The sequence below is a fragment of the Clostridium akagii DSM 12554 genome, from assembly GCF_000686725.1.
GTDB classification, from domain to species: domain Bacteria; phylum Bacillota; class Clostridia; order Clostridiales; family Clostridiaceae; genus Clostridium_I; species Clostridium_I akagii.
In genome coordinates this window covers 17,071-41,676 of sequence record NZ_JMLK01000013.1, presented here as the reverse complement: position 1 = coordinate 41,676, position 24,606 = coordinate 17,071, and the positions used below count along the sequence as shown (strand labels likewise).

Genomic DNA, 24,606 nt, shown 5'->3' with positions numbered 1-24,606 from the left:
AGTGACAAGTTATTTTCGGCAACTTTAGAAAAGTTTTAACTTGTCACTTATCACCTGAAACTTGTCACTTTTTTTGTAACCTGTGTAGTATTTCTTGAACTTCTAGCCAGGTTGACCCTGAAACCACGCCCTCGTGATTAGCCATGGCGTATATCCATTTATCGCATTCCCTATAAGGACCAGTTTTGCCTTTACGCTTATTGTAGGATAACATTCCATGAATTCCATCAGGATTTCCAATAGTTTCGATACCTTTTTTGTTTAGAAATACAAAAACCTTTCCTGTGGCCCTAACGTATACAGGGCTGTGTAAAATACCGGCAATAGTTACGCTTGAAAAATCGTTATTCATTCTGGTTTTAAAATTGTTTTGTAATAGATATTTTGCTACCTTAGCCAAGGATTGCTTTTTAGTGTATTCTTCATATATTAACTGTACTATTTCAATCTCTTCTTTTATTGGAAATAGCTTGAATAGCGTCCTTTCATTTAAGTATTCGTCAATAGAAGTTACAGCGGTGCTTTTAAAACCAGTAGGGGTTCTACCACCAAGCCATCTACCACTTTTTGAAAGTTCTAACATATTGTCCATTACCCTTTCAGCTATAGTCTCACGCTCAAGCTGTGAAAATACTGAGGCTATATACATCATGGCTCTTCCCATGGGTTTTGAGGTATCAAATTGCTCAGCTACGGATATGAAACTTATGCCGTTTTTATTAAGCTCGTCAATTAATTTTGAAAAATCAGATACATTTCTGCTTACCCTATCTAATCTATAACATATTAGTATATTAAATTTTTTATCTCTGGCCGCTCTAAGCATAGTTTTAAATTGAGGCCTGTTAATATTTTTACCTGAAAAGCCTTCATCTTGATAAATTAAAAAATTGTAAAATTCATCTCTCGATAGATAATCTTTACATGACTTTATTTGATTTTCAAGGGATTCACCTTTAGAGGAATATATAGATTTTCTACTGTAGATAGCAGCAGTTTTCATGCTTAACTCCAATTTGAGATATTAATATCCATATATTAATATCTCAAATTAAAAATAAATATACCAATTTTATAAAGCAAATAACATTTTTATAAAGAGAGCGGATTCTCTCCTTAGGGAAATGGAAAAATATCTTCCTAAAATGTATAAAAGTTTAATGATTATATACCAAGAAGTAGGAACTGAAAGGGAAGAAATGGTTACAAGGGAACAATATCAAATGATAGATGGTATATCAGTTGACTTTGGTATAATGCAGAAAACTAGAAGAGCGTATGTGATAAAAAGCAATTTTATTTGGGATGATATCGGAAGTTTTGCTTCATTATCCAGATTTATAGGCAATTATAGGGGAAATAGCATCAATGGTAATATATTTTTGGAACAGAGTGAGAACTGCTCTATATTTGGTAAGGATAAACTTATAATAGGATTTGGTATTAAGGATTTAGTTATAGTGGACGCTGGAGACGTGATGTTGATTATGGATAAAAATAAAGATCAAGAAATAAAATCATTGGTTAACAATATGAAAAATAATGAAAAACTAGGTAAATACCTATGAAATTTTAAAGAGCCAATATTAGAGATATGGCCCTTTTTTAGTGAAGAGTTTAGACTACTGCTACTACTTCTAAGTTTACTCTTCTATTATCTAAAGGATTAAGATTTATATGATGTACTATGAAATTTTCTTCTGGTTTCATAAGGATTTTGTCTAAGTATACTCTTCCATGAGGGGTATTTGTAACCACACAAAGATTGCCGTTAACTTTATCATATATCCAGCCATAAGTGTCATTTAATACAGTAGATAAATCTTCTTTTGAAATAAGAGCTTTAGCTTCAGGTTTACCATATTTATCTTTTAATATTAAAGCAACAGTATTTTCATCTACTGGTTCAAAGTCATTACGTGTATTTCTATTAAATATTTCTAAATTTTCACGTCTATTATCTAATGTATCTCCATTTATATATCTAATTGTTGCTTTTGAATTAGTATCCATAATAACTGATTGTAAATTTTGTTTTATGAATTCAGATTTGCCATTAGCCTTGATCTCACTAATATTTTGCACTAAATAGCTATTAAAGTCTTTATGCCATTCTGCAAACCAAACACCCATTTTTTTTACTTTATCTAAATCATGTTTATCTATTTTAGTTGTAAGTGGAGTGCCATCTTTTTTCAATATTTTGATTAACACAAGACTATCAAGAAATTCATATTCGTTTTCTATGGTTTTATAATTGTTTTTCATTTAGAACATCGTCCCTTTTTTTTAATATTTTTTAACATACATCATATCATTATAACAAAATGTAGGCATAAAAGGTATGGATAATTTATGCAGTAGCAAAAATCAGGCATAAAAATAATAATATACTTAATATCTAGATAACATTATAATATACATGTGAGTTAATTGTAGGGTGATAAGCACCTTTAAAATGAAAAATAACAACCAGTATGCTAGTCTATCAGATTACTTAGGTATATATTATTTTAGGAGGGATCTTTTATTAAAACGTTAAAGTTTAAAATTGGTTCAATTTATATAGTTTTAGTTATTATTATAGCCATGGTAGGTAGTATATCTGCTTTTAATATTTATAGATTATCAAAATCTATAGATGGTCTTATGACGTATAATTATACAAGCATATCAGCATCTAATAATATGTTGCAGGCTTTAGACGCCGAGGATAAGTCTATTTTGGAATATTCACAATCTGAAAAAAAACCTGCTGTAGATTTATTTTATAATGAAAATGATAAATTCTATAAATGGTTCAACATAGAAAAAAATAATATTACAGAAAATGGGGAAAAAGAAATTGTACAAAAAATCAACAGCGATTACATTGATTTTGTCAAGGTATTTTCCCAATTTCAGGATTATCAAAGTAATCATAATGGTAGTGAAAATATAGCTTATTATAATAATATTGTAACATTAAAGGCCAGTCGAGTTAAAAATAACTTGAATAAATTGACGAATATTAATGAGAAAGCTATGTTTAGTGGGAAAAATCAAGCTAAAGTTGATGCTGAGATTTCATTATATTTAATTCTCATTATGTCTGGTGTAGCTGCAATATTTGGACTGATTGTATCTATGATTAGAACAAATAAGTCGTTAAAACCAATTTATCTTCTTACAGAAACAATCAAGTCTGTAAAAGAAGGTGAATTATATAAACAGTGTCCAGTGGTGAATGATGATGAAATTGGAATGCTAGCCCGTGAGTTTAACAGCATGACAAAGAGAATTCATGAATTTGAAGAGAGTACTACTGGTAAGCTTTTATCGGAAAAAAATAAATCTGTAGCAATAGTGAAAAGTATAAGCGATCCACTTATTGTATTAGATGAGAACTATAAAATACTTCTTTTAAATAAATCTTGTGAAAATCTCTTTCAGTTAACTGAGGAAAATACTATAAATAGACAATTTTTAGAAGTAATTAAAAATGTGGAGCTTTATGATTATATTTTTAATGTTATAAGTAACAATGTTATAGAAGAAAAAATAATAAGTATAAAGGGAAATCATGATATCTATTATTTTAACATTACGGTAACTGTGGTAAAAAATAATGAAGAAAAAATAAAGAGTATAGTTGTGCTTTTAAAGAATATGACGGAATTTAAAAAACTTGAGAACATAAGAGCAGATTTTATTGCTACTGTTTCACATGAACTTAAAACCCCACTTACGTCAATTATGATGGGTGTGGGATTAATGTTTGAAAAAAAGATGGGATTGTTAAATGAAAAACAGAGTAGTACTCTTAACACTATAAATGAGGAAGTGGAAAAACTATCTGATTTAGTTAGTAATTTACTTAAATTATCAACAATTCAATCTGATAGAGCTTTGTTTGATATAAGGCCTTGTTCATTAATTGGGATTACAGAAAATTGTATTAATAATTATAATGAACAGTCGGAGAATAATGACATAAAATTATATGATGAAATTGATGAAAGCTTACCTAGGGTTTATGCTGATTCAGAAAAAATAACCTGGGTATTAAACAATTTAGTTTCCAATGCATTAAAATATACAAATGCTGGAGATGAGATAATAATTGATGCTAAGGTTAAGAATAACATGATGAATGTATATGTTAAAGATACTGGGGTTGGAATACCTGATGAATATAGAAAGAAAATATTTGAGAAATTTGTTAAAATCAAAGGAAATGACAACGAGTTAATAAGTATGGGACTAGGACTTTATATTGCTAAGGAAATAGTAGAAGCACATGGAGGAACAATTTGGTGTGAAAGTACTGTAGATGAAGGTAGTAAATTTACATTTACACTGCCAATTGATAAATAATTATATATTATGTTGTGCAAATATTTAGAAAATTCAAAAATATTTTTGACTAATAGTTCCAAAAGTATTATAATATTAATGAAGAGATAAACTTAGAAGAGATTTTCTCTTTATATTACAAGTAAACGGTTACAATAGTTATATTTTCTGATTATTTAATTAAGACACATTTAATGATTACATAAATAAAATATAAAAGGATGGTATTAATATGAAAGTTGGTATGAATTTTAAAACGGATTTGCCTTTTCTAGACGTTATTACGAGCCATTATTTTAATAGTAGAGATCTAAAGTGTAGTAATTGTAAAGATTGCATTAATGGAAAATGCATAGACAAACAAAAGAGTTTAGATGATATAAGAGAATGTATGATTAAAAAATCCTTTATAAATGTTCAAGAGAGTAACCGTAGGGGAATGGCAGTATATACAGATCCAAATAGATATTGATATAACAGTTAAAAGTTAAAGGATAAAAGATAAAAGATAAAAGATAAAAGATAAAAGATAAGATTTGTAGATCTGTTTAAAAAATCTACAAATCTTATCTTTTATTGATTGTTAAGAGTTAACATAAAATTTTCAATAACCATTAAATTTTATATATTAAAGCCTAACTTAAATGGTTCCTTGGGATATGAAACCATTTAAAAATAACTTGAAATATGATATCATTAAGTATTATTGTACATGTTTTCATAAAAACTAGAAATTTATTTGGAAGGATTGGTTATCTTGAAAAAAAAACCACATACCAATAAGATGGTTGGAGCTAAAAGGTTAATAATAATAATAATGATATTCGGAATAGTTTTTATTGCCATTATGGGCAGGCTTTTTTATGTCATGTATATTAATGCTAATTTCTATAAAACAAACTCGTTATATCAGAGTAGATCTGACATAACAATTAGTCCTAAAAGAGGAAGTATACTTGATCGTAGCGGAAATCCATTTGCAGTTAGTATAGCTGCATACAGAGTAGATATAGATATGAATGCTTTAAGGGTTTCTTTGAGAAGTAGCGGTATGTCAATGAGCAGTTTAACAACAAAACTGTCTTCTATTTTAAATATTGATTCAAAGAAAATTACAAATGTATTATATATGAAATCACCAGATGGAAATCCTGTTAAATATGCAACCCTAGTACGACAAATAGATAAAACTGAGGCCGATGCAATAAAAGCACTGAAAATACAGGGACTTATCATTTCAGATGATGCAAAGAGGCATTATATAAACGGTAATTTTTTGGCGAGTACGCTTGGTTATACGAATGCAGAAGGAAATGGTGTTTCTGGAGTAGAGGCAAGTTATAATGCTGAGCTTACGGGGATTCCTGGTAGGGAAGTTTTCGAAACAGATAATAAAAAAAATCCACTTCCATATGAGGATTCACAATATATTGCTCCGGTGGCCGGGAAAAATGTGAAATTATCCATTGACCAAAAGATTCAGGCATATGCAGAAACTGCGGCAGAAAAAGCATTGAAGGATAATACGGCGAAATCAGTTACTATTACAGTAATGAATCCTAAAAATGGCGAAATATTAGCAATGGTAAGTAAGCCTGATTACGATCCTAACAATCCAGGTAACAATATAAGTGGTACAAGCACTCCGGTCCAGAATTTGTGGAAAAACAACGCGGTCCAAAATACTTTTGAACCAGGTTCTATTTTTAAGGTAATTACATCCTATGCAGCACTATCTGAAAAGGTTGTTAATGATGATACTAGGTTTAATGATCCTGGATATATAATAGTTGATGGAGTTCGTATTAATGAGTGGAATAAAATAGGTTTTCCATCTCAAACTTTTCCAGACATAATTAAAAACTCTAGTAATGTTGGGTTTGTAAATCTAGGTCTAAAATTACTTGGTAAAGATAAATTATTTAAATATATAAATTTATTTAATTTGGGTCATAAAACAGGCATAGATTTGCCAGGAGAAACAACGGGAATAGTAAGAAGCACAAGTCAAACTAATAATGTAGATCTTGCCAATATTGCTTTTGGACAAGGAATATCTGTTTCAGCAGTTCAGTATTTGGCAGCATTTAATTCAGTGGCCAATAGTGGAACTTGGATTAGACCTCATGTTATGGAACAAATTGAACATAATGATAGTAATAATAAACCAGTTGTAGATAAAAAATATGGTAACTTAGGAGAAAAAACTATATTAGATAAGGCTACAACAGCAACATTAAGAGGATATCTAAGAAATGTTGTTGCTCCTGGTCAAGGAGGCGTTGGAGAAGCAGCTGATGTGCCTGGTCTTGATATTGCTGGTAAAACTGGGACAGCACAAAAATCAGATCCTAAAACAGGGGGATATGCACCTGGCAAATATATGTCATCTTTCGCAGGAATGGCACCATATAGCGATCCAAAAATTACAATGCTTGTATCGGTGGATGAACCAGATCCACAAAAATATTATGCTAGCCAGGTTGCGGCTCCTGTAGCACACGATTTATTTAAAGAGATATTTGACTATCTTAATTCAAGCGGAGATGCTGCTTTAAAATAATATTCAGTTAGATATTTTAATAATAAATGCTGAATATGCTAGATTTATTTTCAATAAGGCATCTGAAACAGATTATCTAATAGAATTGATAAGAATTTTTTTTTAGGATATAATATTTAATTGTATGACAAAAAATTACGACAACAGGAGTGCAAAAAAATGACAAATAAAAAGAAATTAACATTGATACCATTAATATTAATGGTTTTTACCTCGGTTTTTGGTTTTAATAACATAGCTAAAGGATTTTTCAAAATGGGTTATGCAGCTATTCCTTGGTATATAATATCAGGACTAACTTTTTTCATACCATATGCATTTATGATGGCAGAGTATGGTGCTGCCTTTAAGAATGAGAAAGGAGGAATATATTCATGGATGGAAAAATCAATAGGAGCTAAGTTTGCTTTTATTGGGACATTCATGTGGTATGCCTCTTATGTAATATGGATGGTTAGTGTAGCAACTGAGATTTGGATTCCTTTTTCAAATTTAATGTTTGGAAAAGATATGACAGGAAGCTTTTCTTTTTTAGGGCTTCAGTCTACAAAAATGCTTGGAATACTTGCTATAATATTTGTTATTACTGTAACATTTATAGCAACTAAAGGTATTCAGAAAATAAGTAAAGTAACGTCAATTGGTGGTACCGCAGTTGCACTTTTAAATGTAGTTTTACTTATAGGGGCAATAATTGTTCTTATAGCACACGGCGGAAAGCTTGCACAACCTATAACATCAATTTCAAGCTTTACAGCTTCAGCTAATCCAGCAAATAATTCTGTGATAAATAAATTATCATTTCTAGTTTTTGCTATATTTGCATATGGGGGAATAGAGGCAGTTGGTGGTTTAGTTGATGAAACTGAAAAGCCAGAGAAAAATTTCCCTAAGGCTATGATGATATCTGCAATAATTATTGCAGTAGGATATTCAGTAGGTATATTTATGTGTGGTATCTTTATCAATTGGAAACAACTAGGAAGCTTAAATGGAATTAATTTAGCAAATATTTCTTACATAATTATGCAAAACCTAGGATATTCATTAGGGACAAGTTTTGGATTCACAGAAGCTTTGTCATTAGAAATAGGGCACACTTTTGCAAGAATCGTTGGGCTTTCTATGTTCTTAGCATATACAGGCGCATTTTTTACTTTGATTTACTCTCCATTAAAACAATTGATTGATGGAACACCAAAGGAATTATGGAATGGGTTTATATCAAAAGTTGAAGATGGAATTCCCAAAAATGCAATGTGGATTCAGTGTGGATTGGTATCTGTATTCATTATTTTGACTTCATTTGGTGGAGAAGGAGTTTCACAGTTTTTCTCTTATATTGTTTTAATGACCAACGTGGCAATGACACTTCCATATATGTTTATAGCCATTGCATTTATCGGTTTTAAGAAGAAAAAAGAAATAATAAAACCATTTGAAATATATAAAAACTATACAGTGGCAGTAATAGCAGCAGTTGTAGTAACGGCAACAGTGTTCTTTGCAAATTTATTTACAATAATTGATCCAATACTTCAAAAAAATCCTGATATAAAATCTACTATATGGATGATTATCGGTCCTGTGTTCTTTTCAATAGTTGCATTTATTATGTATGCACGATATGAAAAAAAGATGAAAAGAGAAAGCTAAAATTATTCTGAAATAGTATAAAATAGTTTCGTATTTGGATATTCTTCCATATAATTAAAAAGAGCGTAAGTAGGTTGACTAAATCAATCCACTTACGCTCTTTTTCTCACATGGCTAATTGTATAACTATTAGTTTTCCATTATTTTTCTTCATCACTTTTTTTTGTGTTTTTAATATTGATACTTTTTAGTTTTAATAAAGCAATACCGAAACCTCCAATGATAATTGCTAGAGTTGAAGCTAAAACTATAGAGAGATTTTTCTTACTACCAATAACTTTAGCAGGTAGAGCTTTTGCCAAAGCTTTAGGCACAACTGCAGCTATTATACTAGTACTAGTTATAGTAAATTTAATTTTTTTAGTAACTTTATTTCCGGCATAATCGTTAACGGTTATGTCAAGTTCATGATCCCCTAATAGAGAGATAACATCGCCCTGGTTGTAAGATTTACCATCTAAAAGCATAACTGTATCATCAGCTACTACATCCTTTGAAAAGGATACTACAGGTGTTATGGAATGATCATAACTAGATCCATTTTCAACATTATTTATGTTGATGGTTGGCTTTGTGGCTTTTAAAAAGAATGTAATAATCTTCGTACTAATATTTCCAGCTTCGTCAACTGTGGTAATAATAAGTGTGTGCTTTCCATCAGTTGTTATGGGACCACCATGATAATCTTGTCCATCAAGCAATATGGTAACATCCGCATTAGAATCATTAATGGATATTAATGGTGATATTATGCTTGTTAAGATAGAATTGTTAATTAAACCACCGATTGTTATGCTTGCAGCCGTTTTATCAATAACAAAAGTTATTGACCTTGTACTAACGTTTCCTGCTTTATCAATAGAAGTAATTTCTAATTCATATTTTCCTTCCTTAGTAACTGGTTCATTGTTGTAAGGTGCGCCATTAAGAGTCATAGTAAAAGACTCCGGATTTATATCTGTACTGGTTATATTGGGACCTACATTTCTATTGTAATAAAAGTTATTCATTAAGTTTTGTATACTTAATGCAGGTGCTACGGTATCTATTGTAAAGTTAAAGGTTTTAAGTTCAGATAAATTTCCAGCTTTATCTTTGCCTTGTACAGTGATTTGATAAAGCATATTATTTATGAAATCAGGTATATTATTTGGGTTATAGGCAATTCCATTAATCAATAATTCACTTATAAAATCATTAGTATCTTCTGTGGTAATAGATGGCTTAAAACTATGGTTAATATATGCGCCATCTAAAGAATTATAATTAAGTATAGGAGGAGTTCTATCTATAGTAAAGTTTACTGGCTCTGTAGTGAATATATTTCCAGCTTTGTCTACAGACGTAACACTAAGAGTATAGTTACCTTCGTTTTCTAAATTGAAGGAATATAAATTGCCATCTGATAATGGGCTTATTGGTAAACTTTGTCCATTTCTCATTAAATTAAATTTTGTTTGTGAGGAGTCAATATTTGTGTCGCTTATTTTAATAGTTGGAGTAACAGAAGAATTATTTGTATATTCTCCATTTTGAACTCCGGATATGTTTATGGTAGGTCTTGTATTATCTATTGTAAATATAGTTTCATAAGCGTAAGTATTACCAGCTTCATCAGTTGCTGTGGCATCAATTTTATAGGTTGCATCTGCTGACAGCGTATCTCCGCTAAATACAATATTGCCATTAGCGTCTGTAGAAGTATTACCGGTATAAGGGCTACCGTTTATAGTTATACTATGGTTTAAAATACTGTAATTATCAGATATATTAAGCACTGGATTAACTTGACCGGTATAATATTTACCATTTTCTGCGCCACTGGAAGTAATTTTAGGTGCTTCATTGTCTAGTATGAAATTTACAGTTGTCTTTTTTACAACCGTGGGATTAATTATATTTGAAGCTGAAACCTCTAAATCATAATGATCTCCTTTTGGGGAGTTTGTTGTAATAGGATCTCCTGTCAGTTCTAGAGCGTTTCCTACCTTGTTAACAAAAGTTAGATTATAATTTTGACCATTTAAAGTAGCACTGATTTTTTTACCTATACCAACATCGTCTCCAGTTAGGAATTCATCACTAATATGAATTATTGGTGTAACAGGAACGTTAACCTTATCTCCATCCTTTATTCCTGAAATGTTAGGGGTAACATCACCTGTATCAACAATAAAAGAGGAAGTTGTAGTAGAAGTATTTCCACCTATATCATATAAATTTGTTGAAAGTTTATATATACCGTCATGGATGGGAGAAATAAAAGAAAAAATATTATTCTCATTTTTTATATTACCAGCATCGTTAAGGTAATACACAGATGAAGTCCCTAATTGAGTAAATGCGAAATTATTATAGTCTTGAAGTGTAAAATTTGATTTTGCTAAATCTAACAGTGGATTAGAGGCATCTACTGAGGGAGTTACTTCACCGGCAAAATATTGAACGCCATTAGGATCTTTAGTTGGCATAGCAGGTGAATTTAAGTTTGTATTTGGGGTTTTAACACCATTTGCTATTGAAGTATAGACATTACAGGAAAAATCAGATTCATTTCCAAGAGCATCATGTGCTTCTATGGTTAATTTCCCGGATTTATTTTCATCATCATTGGGAAGTTGAAAATTGTCTACAGAGAAATTGCTACTATCTTTATTGGTAAAATTAACATCAGAAGTTGCATTATTATAATCATATTTAATGCTGTCTATAACAAAACCAAAACTAATTACTGAACTTAAATTAACAGCTAGATTAAGTTTATTAGTTGTTAAATATGTATTTCCACCATTCTTTATACTAATTGAATTTTCACCATTTACAGTGAATGTGGGATTTTGAGTATAATTATTGAATTTCGTAGTAAACATTACAGGTATATTATCTTGTCCATAATTGTACTTAGCTAGGATGTCACCTTGTGAAATATTTTTATATTTAAAGGTGTTAGAAGTAATTGCTACACTTCCATCATTAATTGTTAAATCTTTAATATTTCCATTTGAAGGTAATGTACCTAGGACGTTATTATCAGTTCCTGCATAAAGTATATCTTTTGACATGTTGTTAAAATTAATTAATGCATCATTACTAATAGAAGTACTACCTATATTTAAAGAATCGTCTGATACAGATACCTGCAAATTCCAAGCTGGTAAATTTGAAGGTATGGTAGTAGAAATTTTATAATACCCATTGGTACTATCATAACTAGTAATGGCATCCGTAACTTCCGTGTCATTTAAATACACCGCAGGGTTTGTAAGTAGATTAGTATATGAATCTCCAGTTTCTTGTATAGCAAGGGTTAATATTTTACTACCAGATGGATTCAGCTTGAAGTCCACATTTTTAATAGTTAATGTTGGAGAAGCTACATCTGCATTGATGGTTTGCTTTGCATGTTTTATAATATTTCCTGTTGAATCAATTACATTGTATGCTATGGTTATTGATTTTAGATTGCTTGTGTTAATGGAAGGTAAAGCATAATCGCCTGTGGTTAAATTTTCATATCTAGAATTTACTACATTTACAATATGATTTTGTGAATTGTCGACTGTGGTTATTTTACAATCCAAATATTTAGCTGTTGTTAATGTATCTGCTGTAAGACTAACAGTTGGGATGATAGCCCTCGAATTAAAACTATTTACTTTTAAATATTTTTGATTGTCAGCAATATAAAAATCAGCACCGGTAGCTACTGTATCACTTTGAATGCTGGGAGTATATCCAGTATTTTTATTAACCGCATTTTTTGATATATCTGCAAAGGATTTTTGTTCACTATTTAAAGCTAAAATACTGTTTATTGCAGTTGGATTAACTACAGCACCCAAAGCAATCGATTGAGGAATTGTATTTGAAATAATTAAAAAAGCTAAAATCATTGATGATATTTTTTTTCTGTTCAAAATTTTTTCCTCCTGGGTTTTGTTTATTTTATGTAAAATATTAGGACGAATAGGTATTAAATTAATAATAAAGCTGTATTTATCCTATGATTAATTGAAATATCAATATTTACAGGGTTATTGTGGTACAATGTCCACATACTATACTTTATGGAATATTGTAATAAAAAGCAAATTTATTTTTAATAAAATACAAACTAATTTAAAAAAAACACAAAAATCATAAAATAAATTACAAATTACCACTAAATTTATAACTTTTTCAAACCTAAAATTAAACAAAATTTTAAATAATATTATTTTGTAGAAATTTGTCTTGATAAGTTCAGAAGAAAATTTCATATCCAAATTAAAAAAATATATTGGGTTATGCTGAGAGGTGCATTTTGTGGATCTAGTTGGAACACTATTTGAAAATAAATATCAGGTTATAGATGTCCTTGGAAAAGGTGGGATGAGTACGGTATATCTTGCAAAAGATATAAATGTACAAAAGCTTTGGGCAATAAAAGAAGTAAATAAAAATTTTAAAAGTGGTGATGGTCTTAAAGTTGATTTAATGGCTGAAACAAATATATTAAAAAGATTAGATCATTCAGCGCTTCCAAGGATAGTAGATATAATAGATAAAAAGGATAATATATATGTAGTACTTGATTTTATAGATGGAGTTTCCCTTGATAGAAAACTCCAGCAACAGGGAGTAATTGACGAGGAAACTGTAATTGATTGGGCAAAACAAATTTGCGATGTGCTAAATTATTTGCACCAGCAAAAACCTAATCCAATAATATATAGAGACATGAAACCAGGGAACCTAATGCTTACAGGGGATGGTAGAATAAAACTTATAGACTTTGGTATTGCTAGAGAATATAAGGAAGATTCCTCCCTTGACACAACATATATTGGAACAAAAGGTTATGCGGCTCCTGAACAATATGGAAGTTATCAGACAGATGCAAGAACAGATATATATAGTTTAGGAGTAACACTTTACCACCTAACTACAGGTAAAGGACCTAATGATCCACCATTTGAAATTAAACAGGTTAGAAAGATAAATCCATCACTTTCAGAGGGAATAGAAATAATTATAGATAAGTGCACCCATCAGGATCCAATTCTACGATACCAATCAGTTAAGGAACTACTTAATGATTTAGAAAACATTCACAAATTAAATTCAAAATATAAAGATGAACTCAGAAAAAAACAGATTAAGATTTCAAGCACTATTGTAATTTTTATTTTATCACTGCTTCTAGTAGTAAATGGAATATTTGGAGTGAAAAATCAATATGCAGCTGAGTACAACCAATCAATAGATAATGGAAATAAATTAACAGCCAAAGGAAACACAGGTTCCGCAGTTGATAATTTTAAGAATGCAATAGCTAAGGATTCAAATAATGCAGATGCTTATATAAAGGTTATAGCGGCATATTTAAAAAACAATGAGCAAACTCAAAGTATAGACTTTATTGAAACGTATATCACATCTGGTAATAGTAAATTATTAAAGAATGACAATTTACTCTATGAAATAGGAATGGCCTATTTTGAGAATGAAAATTATAGCACTTCATACAAATACTTTACTAAGATAAAAAATCCCGATTTGGAAGGTTTAGAACCATTAAAGTATTATAGGCCAATAGCACAGGCACTAGGAGTAATGGATGTAACTAAAACAGATGAAATCGTGAAATCTGTTAAGAAACTAGAAGACTATGTACAAACTAGTTCTGATGTTAATTTTAAGATAAATGCATATATTACTCTAGCTGGTATATATAGAGATAATCCAGAACAATTTAGTGAAAGTAACAATAATAATACGGACAAAGAAATTATTACATTAGAAAAGGCAAACACTCTTTCCCCTGATAAAAGTAATATTGTTTTATACCAGCAGTTAGGGCAAGCTTATTATAACAAAGCAACACAGTTAAAGCCAGATCCAGTTCAGTACAACAATTATTTAAATAAGGCACTTGAGAATTATAAAAACACAATCGCAGCAGGAAGCCAATTATCAGACTCTTATTACAAACTTGGAATTATATATAAGTATTTAGGAAACATGATAGAGAGTGAAAAAGTGTTTTTAAAAGAGATACAGATGTTCCCTGATGATTATAAAGGTTATATGGAATTGGCACTTTTGTATCAGTATATTCAGCAAAATAATGTGCAAAAAGATTACAGTAATTTTAGTAATTATTATAAGCTAACTATGACAAAAAATCATAATAACAATGATGTAGATTTTATAAATTTACAACAAAAATATAACGATTTAAAAAGTCAGGGATTAATTAAGTAGGAGGTCACATTAGTGGTTATTTTACAAAATGTTATAAAAATAATTGTAGGCATCATAGGAATGATAATAAGTGCTGCACTGTTGTATTATTTTATAAAACTAGAAGGTAAAAAACGAGGTATCGACAAGGAAGCAGAAGATAAAACTGTGGATTATGAAAATGTTAATAACCAGAGGAGTGCTAATCTTACAGACAATAATGGAGAAGAACATGTATATGACACCATGGATCTTACTGGGGGAAACAACGAAGACACATCTCTTTTAGATGAAGAAATTAGTGATGATACTAGTTTATTATAAAAAAATATGAGTAGGAGAAAGTTATGGATAAAAACGCTTTGAAGTTTGAATTTGAAAATGATCCCACAAAACATTATATAGTAACATATTTGAAAAATGAACAAGATATAGTTAATTACGAAGTAGAAACAATTAACAAAAACCCAACTTCAGGTGCCTTAAACATAGAAATAAAGCAATTTAATGACAAAATAAAAGTAATGTACAACATTACCAATAAAACTCCAATTAAAAAATATTTAGAGAATGAAACTCTTAGAAAATGTGAATTTATAACTATATTAGTAAATTTAGCAGACTGTTTAGTTGGGTGTAAAAATTACTTTTTAGATGAAAAGAAATTTTTAATTAATATAGATACTTTGTTTATAGATGAGAAGAATTTGAAGGTTTATCTACTGTATTGCCCATTCAAAATGGAAGTATTAGAAGATACTAATCTTGTGTATAGAGATATGGTGAAGAACTTAATTATTGATTACCTAAGTTTTGATGAGAAAGATTCTGAAAATGTAATACAAAAAACTTTAGCCCATTTAAGAAAAGATGAATTTAATATGGTTGAGTTCAAAAATCATATGGAGGAACTTAAAAAGAAAAATGTAAATGCTCCTTGTGATACAGGTAGTATGGAAGATGAAAATCAGTATTACATAAAAAATCAGTCTGAAAATTTAGATAATGGTATTAATAATAAAACAATACATAAAGACACTGTGAAGAAAATAACCAATATAAAAAAAGATGAAACCAAAGCATCTATAGACAATGTGTTAATCATGTTTTTGCAGCTAATTGTTTTAGGAATTGTAGGGTTAATTGCCATGATTGGAAGTTTTGGAGTTGTAATGATAGCGGTGATAGTGGTTATTATAGCTATGGATTTAATTTTAGTATTTGTTTTTATTAAAAATAATGGTGTTAAAAAAAATAAGAGCCTAGAAAATAAATTAGATGGAAGTCCTATTAGGTCAAAACTACGAAAAATAAATGGGATAAATAAAACATCTAAAAGGGAAATAATAACAGAAATATCATTTGAAACTGAACTATTGGATCATGGGGTAGCTTACCTTTTAAGCAAGAAGGCAGGTACATTAGAACGAATATATATTGACAAATCAAAATTTAGAATTGGCAGAATGCCATTAAAAGTTGATTATGTATCTGAAAATATAGCCATTGGTAAAATACATGCAGAAATAAGAAAAGAAGTAGATAAGTATTATGTTGTTGATTTAAATTCTAGAAATGGAACCTATGTAAATGGAAAAAAATTAAATGGTAATGAATTGTATGAGATAAAAAATGAAGACATTATTCTATTTGCCAATAGCGAGTACACGTTTTTTACCACATGACTTACGGCTTATAAGTTAAGAAAGAGGAGATGAAGATGTTGAAATATGAGGATCTTAATTTTTCAAAGCAAAAAGTAGAAAAAAAATATGTTGTTTTATCTCTGAATAAAATGGATAAAACTGTTGGCTATCAAATTAACTTAATCAATAACCAATTAGTAAACCTATTGCCAGTTACTTTAAATATGGATAAAGACAGCTTAGATATTTCATATGATGTAACAGATAAAATATCTTTAGAAAAATACTTAAAAGGTAGAACTATAAAAGTGGGTGAATTTTCCCAAATATTGCTTGATATATTAGGAGGCATTAAAAAAACCCAGGAATACTCTTTTTCTAATACAAATTTTGTTATGAAACCAGAATATATTTATGTAGATAATGAGGTAGGTGAAATATATCTTTTATATATACCGGTGGAGGATATTTTTGAAAATAATTTAGAAGAGCAATTTAAAGCTTTAGTTAAAAAATTAATTGTTGATGTGGTAACTATTGATAATACAGAAAATGTTAGTTTTATAACGGATATATTAAGCCTCCTTAGAGATGAAAAATTAGATTTTTTAATACTTAAAGAATTCTTACAAAACTATTATCATGGTGAGCATTATGAAAATTCCAGTGGGCAGCCCATGGATTTTGATATACCTAGGGCGGAATTTAAAGCTGAGAATAAAGAAGTGCCTAGCCATGAACCAGTTGACAATAAAGCTCGCAGTACTCCACAAACAGCAAGTATGAAAATTAATAGCGAAAAAACACATGAGGAAAAGATGGATTCACCCCAAGCACCTAAGGCACAGAATGAACAAATAAAAGCAAATGAACCAATATTCTCTCAAATATCTGAACCTAGTGAATTATTAAGTCCCAAAACTGAAATGATTATGACTACAATTAAACAACCAGAAAAACTAGAGAGTAGATATAACAGTGAAATGTTAGAAAAACAGGAGAAAGAGAATAACAAATTAAATATTAAATATATTGTTATTTTGTCAATTATTCAATTTGTAGTAATAGCATGGACAATTATAGAATTACAGCTATTTAAATCAATGGATAATCACATTAAGTATGCAATAATCATAGGTTTATGGATTGTAGACGTAATACTTTCAACTCTATTAATATTAAGTAGGATTAGAAAGGGCAACATGTATAAATTAAAGAGAAATAGTAAGGAAACCTCAGCTCTAGCATTTACCAGCAAAGAGACAGAAGGAATAGATCATAATTTTCTAAGTTCTAAAAAGGGTATAAAAATGTCAAAACGTGAAATTGTCTCAGAAATGTCTTATTCAAAAAAATCTATAGATGAGAAATTCCCATATTTAATTACCAATAAAGCGGGAATGATAGAAAAAATTTATATAAATAAAGATATTTTTAAGATAGGTAGATCCACAGAACTTGTTGACTATGTTAGCGATAATCGATCAATAGGTAAAGTACATGCAGAAATAAAAAAGATGGATTCTAATTATTACATAATGGATATGGATTCTAAAAACGGTACTTTCATAAATGATAAAAAGCTTGAAAGTAACGAGTTATATAAAATTAAAGAAAATGATGTTATTAAACTGTCTAATTGTTGTTACACATTTAAGTTTAATTAGGGGTGTTCTATGAAAGAGTTTATTTTAATGGCTGGAGCTATTAGTGACAAAGGGGATATAAGAGAGGTTAATCAAGATAATATTTTAATAAAAATTGGTGAAGATGAAAATAATGACTTTGGAATGTTTATTGTTTGTGATGGGTTAGGTGGATTATCCAGCGGAGAAGTAGCTAGTAAAATGGCTATTATAAGCTTTAAGCAGTGGTGGGAAGGCGAATTAATATACTTACTAAAACAAAATTTGGAAGAAGATTTGCAGTATATATTAACTGACTTAATTATGGTTATAAACAAAAATATAATTAAATATGGGCTCAGCATTGGGAATAAGGTTGGCACTACACTGTCAGTGCTATTTATATACAAGGATAAATATTATATTGCTCATGTTGGGGACAGTAGAATATACAGTATCACAAATGAAATTACTCAACTAACGGAAGATCATTCTTATGTAGCCTATAAAGTTAAAAATAATATGATGACATTAAAAGAGGCAAAAGAAAGCAATGAAAGAAATGTACTAATGCAATGTGTAGGTGTAAAAAATGAATTAGATGTATTTTCAGTGAGAGATAAATTAAAAGAAAATGAAATCTTTATCATATGTAGTGATGGTTTCTACAATAAGCTTGAAAGTAAAGATATTCTGGCTAACATAAATTATCATGAAGATCTTGATAATGAAATACTTCAGACTGCAGCAGAAGAATTGGTTAGAATCGTAAGAAATAGAGGAGAAACTGATAACGTATCGGTTATATTAGTTGGAGTTAAAAATAAGATTTAAAATAAAAGTATAGGGGAAGTGGGTGATAAAATATATGGACATGAAATTACTAATATATTATGGTGGAAATTTAAAGGAGGTCATTTTAAGCAATAGTAACAAAAGGGTATCCATAGGTAACAGAAAAAAATATAAAGTTTATATAGAAACTTTATGCACAGAAGTTATTAAAATAACAATTAAACTTGAAAAAAATAATTGGACGCTAAAAAGTAATCAGATTATAGGCTATGAGGGTAAAGAAGTTAAGGCAACTTTAGAGCATGGTGAAATTTTCAATTTTGGTATTAAAAATATGAGTGCTATTAGTATTATGGCATTTCAAATAAAAAATATGTCAGAGGTAGTAACTATACCTCTACAAGAGAATATAAAGTTAAGTATAGGAAGAGGTAGTTTTAATGACATTGTATTTGAAGATGCAAAGGTATCTGAAAAACATGCAGAAATATTTGAAGATAAGGGTAAGTTTGTTCTTGTAGATTCAAATAGTACTAATAAGACATTTTTAAATAAAAAGATTGTGACAAGAGCAATGTTATTTAAAGATGATGTTATAAACATATGTGGATATGTAATAGAGTTTCATGGTGAATATATTGTGGCCTATGGAGCTTCAGAGATAAGAAAACGAGATTTAGTAGATGATAACTTTATTAAAGAGTATCCATTTGTGCAAAGGGCACCAAGAATTTATCCTGAAATAAAAAAAGATGACTTAAGTATTGTAAATCCATCAGATATGCCTACTAAGCCTTCACTTTATAGTTTGATGACAGTAATTCCGTCTCTTGCATTTTTAATAGTTACATTGGCCACATCCTTTGGAAGTAAAAGTTCAGGTTCAAGCCCTCTTCTAGCGGTAGGCATGGGAGCTAGCGTAGTTGTTTATGCTGGAAGTTATGTTGGGCAAAAAATTATATATAAAAAGAAGAGTAAGAAGAGAAAGTTTAAATATAGAGATTACATGGTAGAAATTGATAAAAAACTTTCAAAAGCAGAAAAACATTTGAGATTAGTTTTATCAAATGAAAACCCTGACCTTGAGGAAAGTTATAAAAGAGTTAAAAACACAAATATAAGACTTTGGGGTAGAAACTATGGAGACAAAGATTTCTTAAAGCTTAGAGTAGGCCTTGGAAATATGGATTTCCCCATAAAGATAAAGACGGAGACTAGAAAGATTTTTGAAGAGGATCCATTACTTTTAGAAACTGATAAGATTACCGATAAGTATAATCTTGTAGATAATGTGCCAATTAGCATTAATATAAAAGAAAATAAACTCACGGCTATAATTGGAAATAGAAAAAAGATACTTGAAATAGTAAAAAGTATGATAACTCAGATTTCAGTAAATCATTCTCCAGATGAGGTTAAGATAGTAACAATATTTGATAGTAGAGAGGCAAAAAATTGGGAGTGGGCAAAGTGGCTTCCTCATGTATGGGATGAAGATAGAAAGCTAAGATTTATGGCTAAAACTAAAGAGGAATCTCATAAACTTCTGTCATATTTATATGATGTGCTTTCAGAAAGAAAAAATAAACTAGAGGGTAATGAGAGCTATGAAACCTATAGATTCACTCCACATTTTGTATTTATATTAGGTTCTAAAGATTTAATTGAAAATGAGGCTATAATGAAGTTCCTTTTGACTGTAGAAGAAGACATGGAAATAACAACAATATTTTTATCTGATAAGTTAGGGAACTTGCCAAGAAGCTGTCTTAATATAATAAATATTGATGAAGGTGAAGGGGTAAGTTACAATATTCAAAATTCATCACTAAAATCTTATTTTAGACCAGATAGAATCGATAGCAAATTACTTATGGAGTTTTCAAGAACAATGGCGCCTTTAAGAATAAAAAAGGATTCATTTTCAAATAAACTTCCAAGTTCAATATCACTATTTGAGGAACTAGATATAAACAATCCAGAAGAAATTGATTTTAATAGTCTATGGGGCAAGTCAAACTCAGATAAGAGCTTAGCTGTTCCAATTGGAATAAGAGAAAGTGGAGAAAAATTTTATCTGGATCTACACTCAAAGATGCATGGACCTCACGGTCTTGTAGCAGGGACAACAGGTTCAGGTAAAAGTGAATTGCTTCAAACCATAATAGCATCTTTAGGTGTTCATTTTAGTCCTGAATATGTAAACTTCCTAATAATAGACTATAAGGGCGGAAGTATGTCTAACATATTTAAAACTATGCCCCATGTAGTAGGAATAGTTACAAACCTTGAAGGCAATCAATCCTATAGAGCTATAACGGCAATTGACAGTGAAATAAAAAGAAGAGAAAAAATACTTACAGGTTTAGGTTACAACAACATAGATGAATATCAAAAAAATTATAAATTATTAAAGCACGAAGAACCCTTGCCACATCTCATAATAATAGTAGATGAATTTGCACAACTTAAACAAAATGATCCAGAATTTATAGCACAACTTGTAAAGGTAGCAGTAGTTGGGAGAAGCCTTGGTGTGCATTTAATACTGGCAACACAAAAACCATCAGGTATAGTTGACCCACAAATAGAGACAAATACAAACCTTAAGATATGTCTAAGAGTACAAGACACTGAGGACAGTAGGGCTGTTATTGGAAAGCCAGATGCAGCGGGTATATCTAATCCAGGAAGAGCTTACATAAAAGTTGGACACGACATAATATATGAATTGATTCAATCTGCTTTTTCAGGACAAAAGTATAAGAAAAATATGATTAAAAAAGAGAAACCAATTTTAATGGTGAATTTAGATGGAACTAGATCTGACATGAGAGAAAAGATAAAAGAAGAAAATTCTACAAACGAAACACATTTATCTAAAATAATAGATGCAATAGAGGATCACTGCAAAGATAACATGGACTATGAATTAAAACTACCATGGCTTCCACCTTTAGAAAATAAAATATATTTAGAGGAAATTGAAAGTGAAGTTGCCAGTAACCAAGACGTAAACTTAAAAACTATTATAGGAATGTACGATGATCCTTACAATCAATGTCAAAAGGTTTTTGAAGTAGATATAGAAAAGGAAAATCATGTAGCACTGTATGGGTCATCGGGTATGGGTAAGACCATATTTTTGCAAACTATACTTTTAGGATTATCAGAAAAAAATTCACCAAGTGATTTGAACTTTTATATTTTAGATTGTGGGAATGGTGCACTAAATTTGTTTAGCCCTTTGGTCCACACGGGAGAAGTAGTACTTGGGGAGGATATGGATAGAGCTGGCAAACTTTTGAATTTTCTAATAAAAGAAATAGATGAAAGAAAAAATTTATTAGCTTCAACCGGAACAATTAGTCTAACAGATTATCATCATAAAACAGGAAACACAATTCCACATATAATATTTGCAATAGATAACTTAAATGTATTTAACTCAACATACCCTGATTTCTTAGACAACGTTGTAAAGATAATAAGAGATGGAGGAAGTCTTGGAATGCATGTTATTTATACATCAACTACCATTAGTTCAATAACAAATAAGATAAGAGAAAACATAACGTTTAGCCTTGCATACAACTTAAATGATAATGCAGAATACAACGAAATATTTGGCAGAATAAATGGCATGGTACCAGACAAACTTCAAGGAAGAGGATTATTTAAAAAAGAAAAGGTATTAGAGTTTCAAACTGCTCTTCCAGTTAATGCAGATGAATTTGCTTGGAGTGAAAAAGTTAGAGAAAAAATAGAAAAGATAAATGATAAAAATCCAAAAATAAAAGTAAAAAAATTGCCTGTACTTAAGGAAATATTGCCACTACATGAATTTCTACATGGGAATGATTTTCTTAGTTATGAAGCCCAAGGGTTTAACTATAACAATATAGTTCCTGTAGGCGTAAACACGGATAACCTTGAAAGCACATTTATTAATCTTATAGATGTAGACCACATGCTTATTTCTGGGGAGTCTGGTTGTGGAAAAACAAATTTCTTGACGTGTTTTATAATGACATTAGCAGAAACAGCTAAAAAAGAAAACAACAAAATATTTATAGTTGATTCTGAAGAACTTGGAATGTTCACCCTTCAAAAATTAGATTGTGTAAGTAGCTATATAGAAACAGTGGACCAGCTTACTGAGAGTTTAAAAATTATTAAGGATGAAGTTAGGTCGAGAAAAACAATGTTAAGGGAACTTAGAATGGATTATGGTGGCAAAGCTAAAAATCAGGTTGTAAAAGAAAAAGGAAATTTAATTATTGTAATAGACACAATTTCTGGTTTTAGTGATAGATTTAGTGCGGCAAGTTATTCAGATATAGAATGGATAATTAGTAATAGTAAAGGTATAGGAGTACATGTAATAATTGCAGACAATATGTCACTATTTACAAGAGCATGGGAAGGTCTTGAAAAGACAATAAAAGCATGTGAGACAGGGATAATCTTTAACAAAAATATTGATACAGTATTCAGCGATGTAACTCTAGGTTTCCAATATTCAAGGAAAATATTAAAGCAAGGGGAAGGCTACTTAGTAGTTAACAAGAGGCCTATTCCAATTAAGATTCCAACACCTTTTGAAGGTGATGTTAAGTTTATGGATTATGTAAATGAATTAAATAATAAGAGTTAGGCACAGAAGAAAAAATAGCATACTAATTTGATATTTTTTTGAAGATGCCTTAATAGAAGGTGATTGTGATTAGTATTATAAATAATATTATAGTGACAGTTAGGCTTGAAAGAGCAAACAGAGAAGCAGATTTCGATCTGCCCTTAGATGAGAGCTTAGAAAGCATTATGAAGTTTGTCTATCCTGGAATATTAGGCGTAGATGAAACTAATAATGAGAGTCTAGAAAAAGTTATATTTTATCTAGATGACAAGAAGCTGGATAAGGATTCGACTCTAAGAGAAAACAACATTTGGGATGGAAACATCCTAAAAATAAAATTCAATGAGGTGTAGCAAAATGTCATTAATAAAAATTACTCCAGAAGAACTAGAAAGTTTAGCAGCAAAATTCTCACAATCAAGTGAAGAATCACAACAAATGGTAAGTAACTTAGCATCAGGAATAGGACAAGCACAAGGAGAATGGAATGGTATATCAGCAACAAAATTCTTTGGCGAGTATCAACAATGGAGCAAGACAATGACAGGATACGTACAATTACTTGCACAGATATCCACAGAGTTAAAACAACAAGCAACAAAATTCAGAAATACAGACTCAAATTACTAATAGCTATTTGACATTAACAGATTTCTTAGCATCTTTGATGCTTAGAAATTGTTATCCAGTGACAAGCATTGTCCAATGCTAAGGATGCTTGTCATCGGATTTAAAGATGAGACAGATGATGAAGCCACAGAAATGGCTTCATTTTTTCAAATATTTAGAAAAAGGAAGGCTGATATTAATGTCAGATCAAATAAAAATTGATTGCGAGTCAGTAAAAGCTACAGCAGCAAAATTTGCTTCGGAATCAAATAATATAAATGCTATGGTTCAGAGAATAAATGGATATAAAGGTACTTTAAATCAGAGCTGGAAAGGAACCACCCAAGAAAAGTTTATGCAGGATTTAGAAACAGATACTATAACTAAGATAAGTAAGTATGCAGATCATTTTGAGAAGATAAATAAAGCACTAGTTGAAATCGCAGACTCTTTTCAGGATACAGATACACAGTTATCAAGTAAAATGCAAATAGATTAATAAAATTTTGGAGG

At 30.0% G+C, this 24,606-nt stretch carries 16 protein-coding genes and 1 pseudogene; 14 read left to right on the top strand and 3 right to left on the bottom strand.

Annotated elements, in window-relative coordinates:
* Window positions 1–64: 64 nt before the first annotated feature.
* Window positions 65–1,003 (bottom strand): recombinase family protein, encoded by a 939-nt coding sequence (locus BR66_RS23400; protein ID WP_035795780.1) that lies wholly within the window; start codon window positions 1,001–1,003, stop codon window positions 65–67.
* Window positions 1,004–1,082: 79 nt separating this feature from the next.
* On the opposite strand from BR66_RS23400, the pseudogene BR66_RS23395 reads away from it, so the two are divergent.
* A pseudogene (locus BR66_RS23395) lies at window positions 1,083–1,568 on the top strand (mannose-1-phosphate guanylyltransferase); the annotation flags it as partial.
* Window positions 1,569–1,617: 49 nt separating this feature from the next.
* Here the strand turns inward: BR66_RS23395 and BR66_RS0107745 are convergent.
* Window positions 1,618–2,268 (bottom strand): HNH endonuclease, encoded by a 651-nt coding sequence (locus tag BR66_RS0107745; protein WP_084156406.1) that lies wholly within the window; start codon window positions 2,266–2,268, stop codon window positions 1,618–1,620.
* A 381-nt stretch (window positions 2,269–2,649) separates the two neighbouring features.
* Between BR66_RS0107745 and BR66_RS0107740 the strand changes: the two genes are divergently transcribed.
* The 4 genes from BR66_RS0107740 (at window position 2,650) to yjeM (ending at window position 8,554) form a co-directional block, all read left to right on the top strand.
* On the top strand, window positions 2,650–4,356 hold the full coding sequence (locus tag BR66_RS0107740) for a sensor histidine kinase (protein WP_051624143.1): 1,707 nt from the start codon (window positions 2,650–2,652) through the stop codon (window positions 4,354–4,356).
* A gap of 211 nt (window positions 4,357–4,567) precedes the next feature.
* Entirely contained in the window at window positions 4,568–4,807 is a 240-nt protein-coding gene (locus BR66_RS0107735) for a hypothetical protein (RefSeq protein ID WP_026882404.1), read from the top strand.
* Window positions 4,808–5,092: 285 nt separating this feature from the next.
* Entirely contained in the window at window positions 5,093–6,898 is a 1,806-nt protein-coding gene (locus tag BR66_RS0107730; protein ID WP_026882403.1) for a penicillin-binding transpeptidase domain-containing protein, read from the top strand.
* 159 nt (window positions 6,899–7,057) lie between these two features.
* Window positions 7,058–8,554 (top strand): glutamate/gamma-aminobutyrate family transporter YjeM, encoded by a 1,497-nt coding sequence (gene yjeM / locus BR66_RS0107725; RefSeq protein WP_026882402.1) that lies wholly within the window; start codon window positions 7,058–7,060, stop codon window positions 8,552–8,554.
* 140 nt (window positions 8,555–8,694) lie between these two features.
* Here yjeM and BR66_RS24760 read toward each other — a convergent pair whose 3' ends face one another.
* Window positions 8,695–12,471 carry an Ig-like domain-containing protein gene (locus BR66_RS24760; RefSeq protein ID WP_051624142.1) on the bottom strand — a complete coding sequence of 1,259 codons (3,777 nt, stop codon included), beginning with the start codon at window positions 12,469–12,471 and terminating at the stop codon, window positions 8,695–8,697.
* Window positions 12,472–12,859: 388 nt separating this feature from the next.
* On the opposite strand from BR66_RS24760, the gene BR66_RS23385 reads away from it, so the two are divergent.
* From BR66_RS23385 to BR66_RS0107675, 9 genes are all read left to right on the top strand, one after another.
* Complete coding sequence (locus tag BR66_RS23385) at window positions 12,860–14,800, top strand: serine/threonine-protein kinase (protein WP_084156402.1); 1,941 nt, start codon at window positions 12,860–12,862, stop codon at window positions 14,798–14,800.
* A gap of 12 nt (window positions 14,801–14,812) precedes the next feature.
* Complete coding sequence (locus BR66_RS0107710; RefSeq protein WP_026882401.1) at window positions 14,813–15,103, top strand: hypothetical protein; 291 nt, start codon at window positions 14,813–14,815, stop codon at window positions 15,101–15,103.
* Between the two features lie 23 nt (window positions 15,104–15,126).
* Window positions 15,127–16,464: a DUF6382 domain-containing protein gene (locus BR66_RS0107705; protein ID WP_026882400.1), complete on the top strand. Its 1,338-nt coding sequence runs from the start codon at window positions 15,127–15,129 to the stop codon at window positions 16,462–16,464.
* A 35-nt stretch (window positions 16,465–16,499) separates the two neighbouring features.
* Entirely contained in the window at window positions 16,500–18,092 is a 1,593-nt protein-coding gene (locus tag BR66_RS0107700) for a DUF6382 domain-containing protein (RefSeq protein ID WP_026882399.1), read from the top strand.
* 9 nt (window positions 18,093–18,101) lie between these two features.
* Window positions 18,102–18,884 (top strand): PP2C family protein-serine/threonine phosphatase, encoded by a 783-nt coding sequence (locus tag BR66_RS0107695; RefSeq protein WP_026882398.1) that lies wholly within the window; start codon window positions 18,102–18,104, stop codon window positions 18,882–18,884.
* A gap of 34 nt (window positions 18,885–18,918) precedes the next feature.
* Complete coding sequence (gene essC / locus BR66_RS0107690) at window positions 18,919–23,502, top strand: type VII secretion protein EssC (RefSeq protein WP_026882397.1); 4,584 nt, start codon at window positions 18,919–18,921, stop codon at window positions 23,500–23,502.
* Between the two features lie 59 nt (window positions 23,503–23,561).
* A complete protein-coding gene (locus tag BR66_RS0107685; RefSeq protein ID WP_242841131.1) occupies window positions 23,562–23,837 on the top strand; it encodes a hypothetical protein in 276 nt (91 codons plus the stop codon).
* A 4-nt stretch (window positions 23,838–23,841) separates the two neighbouring features.
* Complete coding sequence (locus BR66_RS0107680; protein WP_026882395.1) at window positions 23,842–24,114, top strand: WXG100 family type VII secretion target; 273 nt, start codon at window positions 23,842–23,844, stop codon at window positions 24,112–24,114.
* 178 nt (window positions 24,115–24,292) lie between these two features.
* The gene (locus BR66_RS0107675) at window positions 24,293–24,592 is read left to right on the top strand and encodes a WXG100 family type VII secretion target (RefSeq protein ID WP_162174145.1); all 300 of its coding nucleotides are present in this window, start codon (window positions 24,293–24,295) and stop codon (window positions 24,590–24,592) included.
* The last annotated feature ends 14 nt before the right edge of the window (window positions 24,593–24,606 follow it).